The following is a 15,033-nucleotide window of genomic DNA, read 5'->3' on the forward strand; positions in this document are numbered from 1 at the left end:
CACACAAGGAACGCAGCATGTCGGAAGGGACTGCCGGGGCCGCAACGAGAACTCTGAGTTTGCAGGACGCGCCGCTCGGCAGCGCGTTCCGGCAAACGTGGCAGCAATGGTCGCTGGACTGGAACCAGTTGCCCAAGGACAACGAGGACGAGACCGAACTGGTCGACAGCGTGGTCGAACTTTCGACCCAGGCTTCGCAACGCTTGTGGCGCACAGCGTATTCGCGGGTGGGCGATTCGGCCACTGAGCAGGTCAAGGCGCTGGTCTATGCCTTCGTTGCGCTGGTTGATGAGACCCTGTTATTCAGCCCGTGGCCGGGACAATCGGCGTGGCAGAGCAAACCGTTGGAGTCGCGTCTGTATTCCACGCGTCAGGCTGGCGAGCAACTGCCGGCGGCGATTGAAACGCTGCTCGATGAACAGCAACCGACCAGCCGCGATCTGGCCAATGTCTACCTGCAATGCCTGATCCTTGGCTTTCACGGACGACTGCGCGGCGAACACAGTCAGGCACAACTGGAAAAGTGGCGGCTGTCGCTGTTCCGCTTTGCCTGGCAAGACGAAGCCGACTACGCCGGTGTCAGTCAGCGCCTGGTGCAACCCTCGCAGGTCCCGCCGTTGCAACTGCCGGTACGCACGGCGTTGCCGGACGGATTTCGCCTGGCACTGGGGATTGTCGCAATGGTTCTGTTGCTGACTGGCATCGGCCATTTTCTGTGGCGCGACATCCGCTCTGAACTGGAACCGGTGCTGCAAATCAGCGCTTCAGTGGTGGCTCCGGAGCAAGACTCATGAGCACTTTGACGATTGTCGCGTGGGTGGTGGCGCTGTTGTTATTGCTGCTGATCATCGCGATTTTGGTGTGGTGGCTGCGGACCCAGAGCGGCGCGGCGATCCGCAGTTTCTATACGTCGGTGCGGCACATGGAGCAAGAGCAGGGCACTCAGGACCGCTACCAGATACCGTGGCTGTTGATGCTCGGCGACGAACGCCAGGGCACGCAATTGGTCAACGAATGGCACCTGCAACCCACCGACAAGCCAGCGTGGTTCGGCCGCTGGTGGTCGGACCCCGAAGGCGCGGTGCTGGTGGTGCCGCAGACTTTGTTCCTGCCCGAAGACGGCATGCACTTGCAGCGCGGAGGCTGGTGGCGTCTGCTCGGGCTGATCTTGCGCCTGCGCAGCAAACGTCCGCTGGACGGGATTATCTGGACGGTGCCAGCCAGTCGCCTGGGCAACCTGGAGCAGGCCACCCAACTCGGGCTGGCGGCACGCCGCCGCTTTATCGATCTGCTGCAGCGTTTCGGCTTGAGTGTGCCGGTGTACGTGATCATCACCGGGCTTGAAGAGCTGCCGGGATTTCAGGAGCTGATCAGTGCACTGCCCGACGAGGCCCGTGATCGCACTTTGGGCTGGTCATCGCCTTACCCACGCGATGCAGTGTGGCAGGGCCAGTGGAGCGATCAGGCCATGGATCGATTGCACCGAGCACTGGCCGAAGCGGTGATTGAGATCGGCACGCTGTCCGGGCACCCGAGCGCGGACCTGTACGCGTTGCCGGAACGTATCGAAACCTTGCGCCGTGGTTTGCAAAACGTACTGGAGCCGGTATTTCAAGGTAATGCGCAGGGCGAGGCCGCGTGTTTTCGCGGTCTTTACTTCAGTGCCAATCAGCCAGCTGACGATGCGCTTGATGGCTTTTGCGCTGACGACAGCGGCCTGCAACGCAGTGCGTTCGTGCGTCAGTTGTGGCGTCAGCGAGTGGTTGGCGAGCGGGGGCTGGCCCAGGGCGTGCCGCGCCTGTTGCGCTTGCGTCAGCGCTGGCAGCGAATCACTGCCGGCGTCGCGTTGGTGGTCGGGGTGGTATGGGCGGTGGCGATGGTCTGGATCTGGCGCGATTCGGTGCGCGATGCTCACGAACTGGCGCGGCTGATGCAGGGCGCGCAGAAGAGTTACGTCGCGGTCACCGACGAAGCGCATCGCATCGAGCCGACCCGGCGTAACGTGCAGAGCTTCTGGCGCGTGCTGGAAAAAGCCCCGCACTGGCACTATGCGTCGCTGGTGTTTCCGAGCGCGTGGTTTTCCTCTTTCGACCTGCAACTGGAGCAGGAGCTGTTCCGCTCGATCCAGCGCCATATGCTGGTACCGCTGCACGATCTGCTGGTCGCGGAGCTGGCGAAGATCAAGGCGATTCGCAGCACTGAGCGGCGTGCCAGCGTCGAGAGCGAGGACCCCGCGCAATGGCAGAACTATCAGAAGGCCACGGATCTGGTGGATCGCGCGCTGCGTCTCGAGCAGCAGAACCAGTTGTTCGGTGAAGTGCAGAATAACCAGCGGGTACCACTGGATGATCTGGTGCAACTGAGCAACAGTGCGCTGTCACTCAACCTTAACCCCGCCACATTGCCCCATGCCGCTTATTACAACCGCTTGCTCGCGGCGGGGGATGGCGGTGACTTGCAGGCGCTGGACCTGAGCGTGGAACGGCCGCTGATTGTCAGCAATTTCAACGGGCTGATGGAGCGCTGGCTCGACCAGTATTTTCTCGCCGACAACTTCGTCAGCAAGGCCGGCTACCTCAAGCTGCATTTGGAACAACTGGAGGCCGGCAGCGGCAATAGCCTGAGCGAGCTGGAAGACCTGCGCGCCCTGATCGATGACCTGCAAGCGGCGATCGCTCTGACCAACTCGACCTGGAGTCGCGGCAAGGGGCAGGAACTGGTACCGGGTTATCGCGACTTTCTCGACAAGGTACGCAAGAGCAGCTTGCTCGGGCCAGCGGTCGAACAACAACTGGACGCCCAGGCGAGCAAGTTGCAGCAGAGCTTTCGCGATCAGTGGATTGCCCAGGTCGGTTCACGCGGCAACCTGCTGGTGCAGCAGGGCAGCGGACAACTGGCGTTGCAGGATCAGGTGGTGAAACTCAACAACGCGGTGCAGGCGCTGTTCCGGCGCGATTTTGTTTCGATCGCAATGCGTGCCACGCAAGATAACGTCAACATGCAGGGCCAGACCGTTGACGGCGACGACCTTAATACCTCACTGAGCTACTTCGCCAGCTATAAAAGTTATGTCGCCGAAGAGCTGCCGCGCATCCCGCCGGTGTATCGCGATGCGCTGCTGCAAGCTGCCGAAACGGCCGCTGCACAGGCAATGTGGCTGAGTCTCAAGGATCATGACGATCAGACACATCCGTACGCGGTATTCAATGTTCAGGCCGAACAGGCCATGGCCCTGCAGAAGGCTTTTGTCGAGGTGCACCGCAGCGATCTGGCTGCGCGTCTGCAAAGCGCGTTGAACCGGCGCGCGCTGGCGCAGATCGTCAGTGGCCTGGACGAAATCACCGCGCAACCGCTGTTTGGCGGGCGCACTGAAATCAGTCAGTGGGATGGTTCGAAAAACCTTGGTCTGCAACTGTACGGCGCCAGCGATGTACAGGACTTGAAGCTGAGCCTCAAACAGCAGTTCAACACCATGCTCGGTATCACCGAACGTCGCGCGCCAGCCCTGCAATGGCTGATGACCCAGCAGGGCAACCTGTCGGTGCTGGATTACGAGCGAGTGACGCAGTTCAGCGCACTCAACGATGAATTGCTCAAGTACAAGGACGCCAACCCGGCGAGTTCTCCGGCGCAGATCGAGCAACTGGTCAGTCGTGATTTCGTCGAGATGGACACTGCTTCCTGCCTGCAGGTCCTGCAAACAGCCAACCTGACGGGCGGGCGTGGCACCCTGGCGATGCGCGCGGTGGAATTGCAGCAGTCGGCGATGCAGCGCTGCCAATTCCTGCAACAGCAGCAAGCGGCTGCGGCGTGGAATGAGCTGGCTACCTATTTCAATCAATACCTGGCCGATCGCTTTCCGTTTGCCAACGGTGTGCAGGCGCAAGATGCCGACCCGGCGCGGGTTCAGCACTTTCTCGAAATCATCGACAAGCGCCTGCCGGTGGCGCAGGCCGGACTGATCCTGAGCCAGACTCCGGAGCGCCTGGCGGCCGAAGACTTTCTCAAGCGCCTGAAGCAGGCCAGTGTGTGGCTGACGCCGCTGTTCGTGCGCGACAAGAGCGGCATTCTCGGGGTTGAAATTGATGTGCGCTGGCGCACTGATCGCGAGGAGGAGAAGGGGGCCGATCAGGTGATCGCCTGGGGCCTGTTGGCGGGCAATCAACAGGTCAACTACCCCGGTGCCGAACAGCCGAACCTGCGCTGGATGGTCGGCCAGCCGATCCGCCTGACCCTGCGCTGGGCACGTAACGGCAAAGAGCGTCCGGTCAACGATCCGTTGCAACCGAACCTGGTGGTGCGCGACCTGGAGGCGGGCTGGGAGTATGGCGGGCCGTGGTCGTTGTTGCGGCTGATGCGTGCGCATTTCTCGGTGCAGCGGCAGCCGAATCTTGATTACACCGACTTTCCACTGACGTTGCGTCTGCCGGTGACGGCGGCGACCGACAGTGTCACCAGTGAGTTCACACGGATGTTCGTGCGCTTGTCGCTGATGAGTCAGGGCTCGAAATTGCCGCTGGCGATCTCGCCGCTGCCGACCCGCGCACCGCGCTCGCCGTATCAACAGACCGGCGCCACCGCCGCGCTGGATGCCCGCAACGAGGAGGGTTTGTGAGCCTGCCATCGACGACTCTGCCGGACCTGATCGATCAGTTGCTGGCGCCCATCACTGCCGAGCAGCCCTGTGGGACGGATTTGCGTTACGAACGTGAGTACGATCAGTTGCGCGATTTGCGCCGCGAGGACGACACCAGCCTGCCGACCGGGGTCTGGCAGTCGGCAGTCAAGCGGGCGAACTGGCCGGAGCTCGAAGCGTTGACCACGGTCTTGCTGCTGGAGCGCAGTAAGGACCTGATGCTCGCCGCGTGGCTGGGCGAGGCGTGGCTGCATCTGCAGGCACTGGATGGTTTGCCCGGCAGCCTGGCGCTGATCGCCGGCCTGTGCGAACGCTATCCCGAGCACCTGCATCCGCAGGCCGAGGACGGTGATCAGTCGTGGCGGGTCATTCCGCTGGAATGGCTAGTGCGGCGCTACAGCGATGTTCTGCTGACGCGAGTGCCGCTGTTCGGCACGAATAACAGTGATTTCGAGGTTTACACCCTCGATGTCTGGCGCCGCTTGCAGGTGCAGCAAGTCAAGGCCAATGACAGCAAAAACGCCAAGGCCTCGTCTGACGTCGCGCGCAACGAACAGAAGAAACTCGACGATCAAATACGCGTCACGCCCATGGCGTTCTGGCTGCGCATGCAGGGTAACTTACTGCTGAGCCTGCAGCATCTGCAGCGACTGGACGCCTGGAGCGATGCGTATCTTGGCGATCAGGGGCCGGGATTTCGCCCCTTGCAGGAAACCATTCAAGCGTTGCTGACACTGGTTCAGGAGTTCATTGCCATGCACCCGCAACAACCGGCACCACCGCCTGCGGTAGTTGAGGCGCCTGTCACCGAGGTTCACACGCGCGAAGCAGCGTCGGTCGCACAGATTTTCCGTGAGCCGGCCAGTCGTGAAGAGGCTTACCGCCAATTGCTGCTGATTGCCGAATACTTGGCCCGCACCGAGCCCCACAGCCCGGTGCCTTACCTGATTCGGCGCGGGGTAGAGTGGGGCAACAAGCCGTTGAGTGAATTGCTCGGCGAATTGATCAGCGCCGACGCCGAGTCGCGACGTTTGTGGACCTTGCTCGGCGTGCTTTAGTGCACGCGTTGATTGCCCAGTTTCGGCGGTAGCTCAACCGGCGTCAGCACCGGTTGCCCCGAAAAGAATGCCATCAGGTTTTTCCCCACCAGTTCCACCGTACCTTGTGTGGCTTCCGGCGACAGACCGGCGACATGCGGCGTGAGAATCACATTGTTCAGGGTTTTCAGCGCATCCGGCACCTGCGGTTCGTGATCGAACACGTCCAGCGCAGCCCCGGCAATCCGTCGTTGCTCAAGTGCGCTGATCAACTCGGCCGTGGCGATCACGCTGGCCCGGGCGATATTGACGATGAAACCGGTCGGGCCCAGAGCATCAAGTACCGGGCGCGTCACCAGATGCTGGGTGCCAATCCCGCCCGGCGTGGCGACGATCAGAAAATCCGAGGCCCGCGCCAGTTCGGTCGGCGTGGAGCAGAACGCATAGGGCACATCACTGCGCAGCTGCCGGTTGTGGTAACTGATCTGCATGTCGAAACCAAGGTGAGCACGCTTGGCAATCGCCATGCCCACCGCCCCCAGGCCGAGAATCCCCAGGCGTTTATTGGCCAGCGACGGGCGCATGATCTTCGGCCATTCACCCCGGCGCACCGCCGCGTCGCAGCGCGGAATGTCGCGTACCAGTGCCAGCAGCATGGCCAGGGCATGGTCGGCCACCGACGAGGCGTTGACCCCGGCGCCGTTGGTCACGGTAATCCCGCGATCGCTGGCGGCCTGCAGGTCGACGTGTTCGTAACCGGCACCGATCACGGTGATGATCTTCAGCGCCGGCAGGGCGGCGATTTCCTCGGCGGTCAGGCCCAGCGGGCCACGAGTCAGTACAGCGTCGATCCGTGCCCCGTGGGTGGCGATGGCTTGCGCGCGTTCGGCAGGGGTTGGCGCGAGGATCAGATGAAAGCCCTGATGCTCGAGAATCGGCAGATAGTCATTGATGGTTTCAACCAGTACCAGAACGGTGGCGGGCATTGCGCGGCTCCTGTGATCAATGGCGGTTCGGTCGCGAATATCGTGTCAGAGTGCTGATTCCAGAGCGCTTTGGCAATGATGGCCGCAGCCCCGCTTCAGCCAGTGTAGGAGCTGAAACGGGGAGCGCGCGGGCGCTTCGTCAGAAGCTCGACCCGGTATCGTTGATCGGCTGCACGAAGGCGCCAACGAGTCCAGTCAACTGGCGTATTGGGCGATGCCGTTGCCGAACGACCAGTTTTCCTTTTTGACTTCCACCAGATTGATGAACACGTCTTCCAGGCGAATGCCCAGTTGACTGTTCAGGCTGTGCGCGATGGTCTGGTACAGGGCTTTTTTCTGCTCCAGCGTCCGGCCTTCATTGAGGGTGATCTGGATGATCACCAACCCATCGCTGCGCTGAATGCCCAGGTACTGCGGGTCGAAGATGAAATGCTCGCCGTCGTGCTCGTTGAGGATCTGGAAGTTGTCGTGCTCCGGCACGTTGATGGTGCTGCGCATGGCGGCGTAGATCTGCTCGCCGATGCGTTTGGCGAAGGTGGGATCAGAGTGCTTTTTGATTTCGACGCGGACGAGGGGCATGGGCAAAGACTCCGTGGGGCAAGGGACTCCTCTCACGCTAGAACATGTCGGCCAGATTGAAAGTGTGGGGTGATGAGCTCGCCGCTGTTTTTGTACGAGGCTACCTACGTTTTTCGCGGATTTTGCCTACGAATTTGGCAGATGCGTCTGCTACCGGAATGGTGATGAGCAAGCAATCATGAGGCACAAAGCAGCTCGGGTAGTGACTACCAACAGCCAAGGAAGGCAAATGCTTCAAAACAATCGAGAACACCTGGAACTCGAAAGGATAATGAGTGAAATACGGAAACTGGCGGCCGAGAGAAAAAAGCTTATCGCGGAAGAAAAGAAGTTGAGGTGGGATACGTATTTTTATCCGTTTGCGGTAGTCACTGGGGTGTTGACCGCAACAGCGGCCGTAGTAGGACTTTCACTCAAGTTTTAAGTGTTCGCGTTTGTACCATTCAACCCCACTCTCTAAGAAGGAAATCACCATGAGTACATTTGACCGTCAGGCCATGATTGAACGGGCAGATCGAGAATACGATGAGGACGTTGAAAGAATGCGCATCAAAAACAAGGGCGATATGTACCCAATCTGGGGAATGCTGGCGTTCGGCCTGTTTTGCATGTCACTCGGATTTCTCCTGGCTCGATCAATCTGATCAGGCCTTGCCGGTGGATTTGGCGCTGGAGCTTGTCGAAAAGCGACATTTCACGTATCCGAAGCCGACAGCTATTTTCCCGAAAACGACAACCCACTGATCTGCTCCGTACAACCATTCCTCAGCTAAGTCTTTGCTTCTGCTCATTTATCACGGAGAATCGCGCCTCTGTTTCGGCCGGAGCATGTCTGTCGGTTTTTTTCGACGCGTCCCGACCGAGTGGCAAGTGACCGGAATGCGGAGATCCGACCGGATGAATGATCAGGCCAATAGCGTCGACGAACGCTATGAAGCGGCAGCACCAGCTGAACTGTCGAGCTGGAATCGCCATGACACCACGTGGATGTTGGGACTGTTCGGGACGGCCATTGGCGCCGGTACCCTGTTTTTGCCGATCAACGCCGGTCTGGGTGGCTTCTGGCCGCTGGTGATCCTCGCGCTGCTGGCCTTCCCGATGACGTTCTTTGCCCACCGAGGCCTGACCCGCTTCGTCCTCTCCGGTCGCGAAGGCGCCGACATCACTGACGTGGTCGAGCAGCATTTCGGCATCAAGGCCGGTGCGCTGATCACCCTGCTGTACTTCTTCGCCATCTTCCCGATCCTGCTGATCTACAGCGTCGGCCTGACCAACACGGTCGCCAGTTTCCTGGAACACCAACTGCACATCACGCCGCCACCGCGCGCGCTGCTGTCGTTCGTGTTGATCCTCGGCCTGCTCGCCGTTGTACGTTGCGGCGAGCAGGCCATCGTCAAGGCGATGAGCCTGATGGTGTATCCGTTCATCGTTGCGCTGCTGTTCCTCGCGGTGTACCTGATTCCGCACTGGAACGGCGGCATTCTCACCACCGCCTCGCAAGTGCCGGCACCGTCGGCGCTGCTGCACACACTGTGGCTGGCGATTCCGGTCATGGTGTTTTCGTTCAACCACTCGCCGATCATCTCGGCGTTTGCGGTGGATCAGAAGCGTCGTTACGGTGTCAACGCTGACCAGCGCAGCTCGCAGATCCTCTGCCGTGCCCACCTGTTGATGGTGGTGATGGTGCTGTTCTTCGTCTTCAGCTGCGTGCTGACCCTGTCGCCGGAACAACTGGCCGAAGCCAAGGCGCAGAACCTGTCGATCCTGTCCTACCTGGCCAACCACTTCAGCAACCCGACCATCGCGTTCGCGGCGCCGTTGATTGCGTTTGTGGCGATCTCCAAGTCGTTTCTCGGTCACTACATCGGCGCCAGCGAAGGCCTCAAGGGCCTGATCGTCAAGAGCGGCAAGCGTCCGGGCGCCAAGGCGCTGGATCGCATCGTGGCGGCGTTCATGCTGGTGGTGTGCTGGATCGTCGCAACCCTGAACCCGAGCATTCTCGGGATGATCGAGACCATCGGTGGCCCGGTGATCGCTGCGATTCTGTTCCTGATGCCGATGTACGCGATCCGCAAAGTACCGGCGATGGCGCGCTATCGCGGTCAGGCGTCGAACGTGTTTGTCACCGCCGTAGGTCTGGTGGCGATTTCGGCGTTGATTTATTCGCTGACTGCTTGAAGATCAAGAGATCGCAGCCTGCGGCAGCTCCTACAGGGTTTGTGTATACCTGTAGGAGCTGCCGAAGGCTGCGATCTTTCGCTTTTCAGCTACAGTAGGCCGCTGCGCATCTCTCATGCACAGCGGCTTTTTTTCGTCTGGAGACAGTGGATTGTCGAGTACGGCCCAACCGGTAGAACCCACCAATCGCTGGCGTGACATCCTCGCCGGCCTGTCGATTGCCGGGCTGCTCTTGCCCGAAGCGGTCGCCTATTCGACCATCGCCGCGCTGGCGCCGCAGGCCGGCGTGATTGCCCTGTTTGCCGGATTGCTCTGCTACGGGCTGTTTGGCACCAGCCGCTTTGCCATTGTCTCGGCCACGTCTTCGTCAGCGGCGGTGCTGGCGGCGACCACCGCGACCATGGCCAATGGCGACCCGCAGTTACGCGCGACGCTGGCGGTCGGCTTGGTACTGGTCACCGGTGGGCTGTTCTTGCTGGCGGGGATCTTTCGCTTCGGCAGCGTGACTTCGTTTATCGCCAAACCGGTATTGCGCGGTTTCGCCTTCGGCCTGGCGCTGACGATCATCCTCAAACAGGTCGCCAGCGTGGTCGGCGTGCACCTGACCGACGCCAATCTGGTGCGCTTCGCCCCGCAATTGCTCGAACAACTGCCGCAATGGAACTGGCCGGCGGCTGCTGTCGCTGCGGTGGCTCTGCTGTTGTTGAGCCTGTTCTCCCGTTTTCCACGGGTGCCCGGCGGTTTGCTGGTGGTAGTGATCGGTATCGTCGCCGGGCAATGGCTGAACCTGCCGGCCCACGGTGTGAAGTTGATCGGCTTGATCGACCTGAGCCTGGAAGTACCGAACCTGCCGGTGCTGCCGTTTGCCGACTGGCTGCGGCTGGGGGAGGTGGGGTTCGCGCTGGTGATGATTCTGTATGCAGAGTCGTACGGCTCGATCAGTGCGTTCGCCCTCAAACACGGTGATCGTGTGACCTCCAACCGTGATCTGCTGGCGCTGGGGGCCTCGAATCTGTTGTCCGGATTGTTCCATGGCATGCCGGCGGGGGCCGGGTATTCGGCGACGTCGGCGAACGAGGCAGCCGGGGCGACGTCACGCTGGGCCGGTGGCGTAGCGGCGCTGGTGGTACTGGTGATCGTGCTGACGGTGTTGCCATGGATCGCCCTGACGCCGGAGCCGATTCTGGCGGCCATCGTGATTCATGCGCTGGCGCGTGGCTTGAGTCTGCAGCCGCTGGGGCGCTACTTCGTCTGGCGCCGGGATCGGCTGCTGGTGATGTGCGCGGTGGGGGCGGTGCTGGTGCTGGGCATTCTCGACGGCTTGCTGGTGTCGGTGGCAATCAGCGTGTTGCTGATGCTCAAACAGATGTCGGCGGCGGACATTCAGGTGCTCGGGCGAATCGACGGCGGGCACGATTTTGTCGATTTGCAGCGACATCCAACGGCGACGGTTGAGCCCGGAGTGCTGATTGTGCGACCCAGTGAGGCATTGTTTTTCGCCAATGTGGAGCGGATTCTCGGTGCGGCGCTGCATTTGATTCGTCATTCGCAAGTGCCGCTGCACACGGTGATCCTCAGTCTGGAGGAAACCCCGGACCTGGACGGCACCAGTATCGAGGCGATGCAGGAGTTTTTCCTGCGGGTGCATCAGGAGGGCAAGCGGCTGATTCTGGCGCGGCTCAAACAGGAAGCGCTGGTCGCGTTGGAGGCGTTGCCGGAGGTAACGGCCAACGGGGTGATACTCAGCGGGCTGAGCGTCGATGGTGCGGTGCAGCAGGCCTTGAAGCCTGACGCCTCCCTGTAGGAGCTGCCGGAGGCTGCGATCTTTTGATCTTGCTTTTTAAAATCAAGAGCAAAGATCGCAGCCTTCGGCAGCTCCTACAAGGAATGATGTGGAACAGAGCACGCATAAAAAAACGCCGCGCATCTCACGATGGGCGGCGTTTTCTATTGCTTTGTAACGTCAGGCTTGAACGACCGGAATCTTGGCGTTCGCAGCCGCTTCACGGAACTCGGCGATCTGGTCGAAGGACAGGTAGCGGTAAACATCGGCCGCCATGCTGTCGATCTTGCCAGCGTATTCCATGTACTCCTCGACGGTCGGCAGGCGACCCAGGATCGAAGCCACGGACGCCAGTTCGGCCGAAGCCAGGTAGACGTTCGCGCCGTCGCCCAGACGGTTCGGGAAGTTACGGGTCGACGTCGAGACCACGGTGCTGTTCGGCTCAACGCGTGCCTGGTTACCCATGCACAGCGAGCAGCCTGGCATTTCCATGCGCGCGCCAGCCTTGCCGTAGATGCCGTAGTAGCCTTCTTCGGTCAGTTGGTGAGCGTCCATCTTGGTCGGCGGCGACAGCCACAGACGGGTTGGCAGCTGACCCTTGACCTGATCCAGCAGTTTACCGGCAGCGCGGAAGTGACCGATGTTGGTCATGCACGAACCGATGAACACTTCGTCGATCTTCTCGCCAGCGACGCTGGACAGCAGACGGGCGTCGTCCGGATCGTTCGGCGCGCACAGTACCGGCTCGTTGATGTCGGCCAGATCGATTTCGATGATTTCGGCGTATTCGGCGTCGGCATCGGCTTCCATCAGTTGCGGGTTGGCGATCCAGGCTTCCATCGCTTGCGCGCGACGTTCCAGGGTACGTGCATCGCCGTAGCCTTCGCCGATCATCCAGCGCAGCAGGGTGATGTTGGATTGCAGGTACTCGGTGATCGACTCTTTCGACAGCTTGATGGTGCAACCGGCAGCCGAACGTTCGGCCGAGGCGTCGGACAGTTCGAATGCCTGTTCCAGGGTCAGACCTTCCAGGCCTTCGATTTCCAGGATGCGGCCGGAGAAGGCGTTTTTCTTGCCTTTCTTCTCGACGGTCAGCAGACCGTTCTGGATGGCGAAGTAAGGAATGGCATGAACCAGGTCACGCAGGGTGATGCCAGGTTTCATTTTGCCTTTGAAGCGCACCAGGATCGATTCCGGCATGTCCAGCGGCATGACACCGGTGGCAGCGGCGAACGCGACCAGACCGGAACCGGCCGGGAACGAGATGCCCATCGGGAAACGGGTGTGCGAGTCACCACCGGTACCGACGGTATCCGGCAGCAGCATGCGGTTCAGCCACGAGTGGATGATGCCGTCGCCCGGACGCAGGGAAACGCCGCCGCGGGTCATGATGAAGTCAGGCAGGGTGTGGTGGGTGGTCACGTCGATCGGCTTCGGATACGCCGCGGTGTGGCAGAAGGACTGCATCACCAGGTCAGCGGAGAAGCCCAGGCACGCCAGGTCTTTCAGTTCGTCACGGGTCATTGGACCGGTGGTGTCCTGAGAACCTACGGTGGTCATTTTCGGTTCGCAGTAGGTGCCAGGACGAACGCCTTTGCCTTCTGCCAGACCGCACGCCTTGCCGACCATTTTCTGCGCCAGGGTGAAGCCCTTGGTGCTTTCAGCCGGTGCTTCCGGCTTCTTGAACAGGTCGAACGCAGGCAGACCCAGTTCGGCGCGAGCCTTCTCGGTCAGGCCACGGCCGATGATCAGCGGGATACGACCGCCGGCACGGACTTCGTCCAGCAGCACAGGGGTCTTCATTTCGAAGGTGGTGATGACTTCGTCGGTACCGTGCTTGCAGACTTTGCCGGCGTGCGGGTACAGGTCGATCACGTCGCCCATGTTCATGTTCGACACGTCGAACTCGATCGGCAGTGCGCCGGCATCTTCCATGGTGTTGTAGAAGATCGGAGCGATTTTGCTGCCGAAGCAGAAACCGCCAGCGCGCTTGTTCGGCACGTAAGGGATGTCGTCGCCGAAGAACCACAGCACCGAGTTGGTCGCCGATTTACGCGAGGAACCGGTACCGACCACGTCACCGACGTAGGCGATCGGGAAGCCTTGACCGCGCATTTCTTCGATCTGCTTCATCGGGCCGGTCTTGCCTTGCTCGTCCGGAACGATGCCGTCACGGGCCATTTTCAGCATGGCCAGGGCGTGCAGCGGGATGTCAGGACGCGACCAGGCGTCTGGTGCAGGCGACAGGTCGTCGGTGTTGGTTTCGCCGGTGACCTTGAATACGCGCAGGCTGATCTTGTCGGCCAGCACAGGGCGCTTCTTGAACCACTCGCCGTCAGCCCAGGATTGCAGCACGGCTTTGGCGTGAACGTTGCCGTTCTTGGCTTTTTCAGCCACGTCGTGGAAGGCATCGAACATCAGCAGGGTGTGCTTGAGTTCTTCGGCAGCCACTGGCGCCAGCTCGGCGTTGTCCAGCAGCTCAACGAGGGTCACGATGTTGTAGCCGCCCTGCATGGTGCCGAGCAGTTCTACAGCGCGCTTCTTGTCCAGCAGAGGGGAGGTGACTTCGCCTTTGGCCAGGGCCGACAGGAAACCGGCTTTGACGTAAGCGGCTTCGTCCACTCCTGGTGGTACGCGATTGGTGATCAGGTCAACGAGGAAAGCTTCTTCGCCAGCCGGAGGATTCTTCAGCAGCTCGACCAGGCCTGCAGTTTGTTCGGCGTTAAGCGGCTGGGGAACAATACCCAGGGCTGCACGCTCTTCGATATGTTTGCGGTAGGCTTCAAGCACAGTTATTACCCTCATCAGTGGTCCCAAATGGGTGTCCGGGACGCTCATCCCGAAACTGCCGTACTCATGCACCGCACGACGTTGTGAGTCGTTTGGCCAGAATTACCGGCAATTCCTTACAGAAGCTGCTTTCAAAGTTTTACGCCTGCAGAACGGGGAGCTGATGAGGGTTGGCGTTGGGCTTTTCCCCGCTGGAAAAACCTTTCGCCAACACCGCTCTGAAGGAACGACTGTGCTCGTGACGCTTTGAAAACAGCTTCTAACGGACATTGGCGCCTTAAAAGGCTGGCTGATTCTACGGCAAAAAAAATTTAAAGGTAAGTCGCGCTCTATTGGACTTTGGTGGCGTTGTGCACGGGCGCGCCAAACCGCGATCCAGCGCTTGCCCCTGACGTTTGAGGGGTGATCAATGGCCGACAAAGGGCTAACATGCCGACCTGTTCCGCGTTTCAGTGTTTTGCCAATTTATGCCCAATCAGACCATCAAAACCCCCTGCGTCGGCCTCTGCTCCACTGTTTACGGAGATCTGGTGTGCCGTGGCTGCAAGCGTTTCCACCACGAAGTGATCCACTGGAATGGTTACGGCGAGGAGGAAAAGCGTGCGGTGTGGTTGCGTCTGGAGCAATTGCTGTCACAAGTGATGGCGAGCAAGGTCGAGATCTTCGATCCGGCGCGCCTGCGCCAACAGCTGGAGCAGCGCAAGATCCGCTTCGTGCCGCATCAGTCGGAATATTGCTGGGCCTATCAGCTGATTGCGCGCGGGGCGCGGGTGATCATTAATCTGGAAGCCTATGGGATGGTGTTGCTGCCGGAGTTCCGCGACTGGAACCTACCGGAGTTGCGCGATGCCATTGATCGGGAATTTTTCCTGCTGTCGGAAGCGCATTATCAGCGCTATATCGCACCGGGCTTTCTCAAGGACGCCTTCGGCGCCTAGAAGCTTCGCGAGCAGGCTCGCTCCCACAATGATCGGAGTGAAATGCAAATATTGTGGGAGCTGGCTTGCCAGCGATGAGGGCGGTGCATCCAATATCAATGTTGAC

The 15,033-nt window shown here is 60.5% G+C and carries 10 protein-coding genes; 7 read left to right on the forward strand and 3 right to left on the reverse strand.

The genetic code is table 11. The annotated features are described in order from the left end of the window. Window positions 1–17: 17 nt before the first annotated feature. From ACTJKS_RS26545 to tssA, 3 genes are read left to right on the forward strand one after another with little or no spacing between them, the layout of a single operon-like run. Window positions 18–794, forward strand: coding sequence for a DotU/TssL family secretion system protein (locus tag ACTJKS_RS26545; protein WP_108182982.1), 777 nt, complete (start codon window positions 18–20; stop codon window positions 792–794). Then, window positions 791–4,615, forward strand: a complete 3,825-nt coding sequence (locus tag ACTJKS_RS26550; RefSeq protein WP_142580022.1) for a type VI secretion system protein — start codon at window positions 791–793, stop codon at window positions 4,613–4,615. Before ACTJKS_RS26545 ends, ACTJKS_RS26550 begins: the two co-directional genes overlap by 4 nt. Then, the gene (tssA, locus tag ACTJKS_RS26555) at window positions 4,612–5,694 is read left to right on the forward strand and encodes a type VI secretion system protein TssA (RefSeq protein ID WP_108182980.1); all 1,083 of its coding nucleotides are present in this window, start codon (window positions 4,612–4,614) and stop codon (window positions 5,692–5,694) included. Before ACTJKS_RS26550 ends, tssA begins: the two co-directional genes overlap by 4 nt. On the opposite strand, the gene ACTJKS_RS26560 is transcribed toward tssA, so the two are convergent. Together ACTJKS_RS26560 and ACTJKS_RS26565 are read right to left on the reverse strand one after the other, a co-directional pair. Further along, a complete protein-coding gene (locus ACTJKS_RS26560; RefSeq protein WP_041067386.1) occupies window positions 5,691–6,659 on the reverse strand; it encodes a 2-hydroxyacid dehydrogenase in 969 nt (322 codons plus the stop codon). The two genes, tssA and ACTJKS_RS26560, sit on opposite strands and share 4 nt — an antisense overlap. 195 nt (window positions 6,660–6,854) lie before the next feature. Then, window positions 6,855–7,238, reverse strand: coding sequence for a tautomerase family protein (locus tag ACTJKS_RS26565; RefSeq protein ID WP_108182979.1), 384 nt, complete (start codon window positions 7,236–7,238; stop codon window positions 6,855–6,857). 473 nt (window positions 7,239–7,711) lie between these two features. Between ACTJKS_RS26565 and ACTJKS_RS26570 the strand changes: the two genes are divergently transcribed. The 3 genes from ACTJKS_RS26570 to ACTJKS_RS26580 all read left to right on the forward strand — a co-directional run bounded on the left by ACTJKS_RS26570 (window position 7,712) and on the right by ACTJKS_RS26580 (window position 11,220). Next, entirely contained in the window at window positions 7,712–7,882 is a 171-nt protein-coding gene (locus ACTJKS_RS26570) for a hypothetical protein (protein WP_174377316.1), read from the forward strand. Window positions 7,883–8,135: 253 nt separating this feature from the next. Next, complete coding sequence (locus ACTJKS_RS26575; RefSeq protein WP_041067380.1) at window positions 8,136–9,416, forward strand: HAAAP family serine/threonine permease; 1,281 nt, start codon at window positions 8,136–8,138, stop codon at window positions 9,414–9,416. 151 nt (window positions 9,417–9,567) lie between these two features. Beyond that, entirely contained in the window at window positions 9,568–11,220 is a 1,653-nt protein-coding gene (locus ACTJKS_RS26580; RefSeq protein ID WP_108182978.1) for a SulP family inorganic anion transporter, read from the forward strand. A 159-nt stretch (window positions 11,221–11,379) separates the two neighbouring features. Here ACTJKS_RS26580 and acnB read toward each other — a convergent pair whose 3' ends face one another. Further along, window positions 11,380–13,989, reverse strand: coding sequence for a bifunctional aconitate hydratase 2/2-methylisocitrate dehydratase (gene acnB, locus ACTJKS_RS26585; protein ID WP_047293641.1), 2,610 nt, complete (start codon window positions 13,987–13,989; stop codon window positions 11,380–11,382). 467 nt (window positions 13,990–14,456) lie between these two features. Between acnB and ACTJKS_RS26590 the strand changes: the two genes are divergently transcribed. Then, on the forward strand, window positions 14,457–14,927 hold the full coding sequence (locus ACTJKS_RS26590; protein WP_007965774.1) for a DUF1289 domain-containing protein: 471 nt from the start codon (window positions 14,457–14,459) through the stop codon (window positions 14,925–14,927). Window positions 14,928–15,033: the final 106 nt, after the last annotated feature.

It is taken from the genome of Pseudomonas sp. 22189, assembly GCF_052045635.1.
Lineage (GTDB): Bacteria > Pseudomonadota > Gammaproteobacteria > Pseudomonadales > Pseudomonadaceae > Aquipseudomonas > Aquipseudomonas parakoreensis.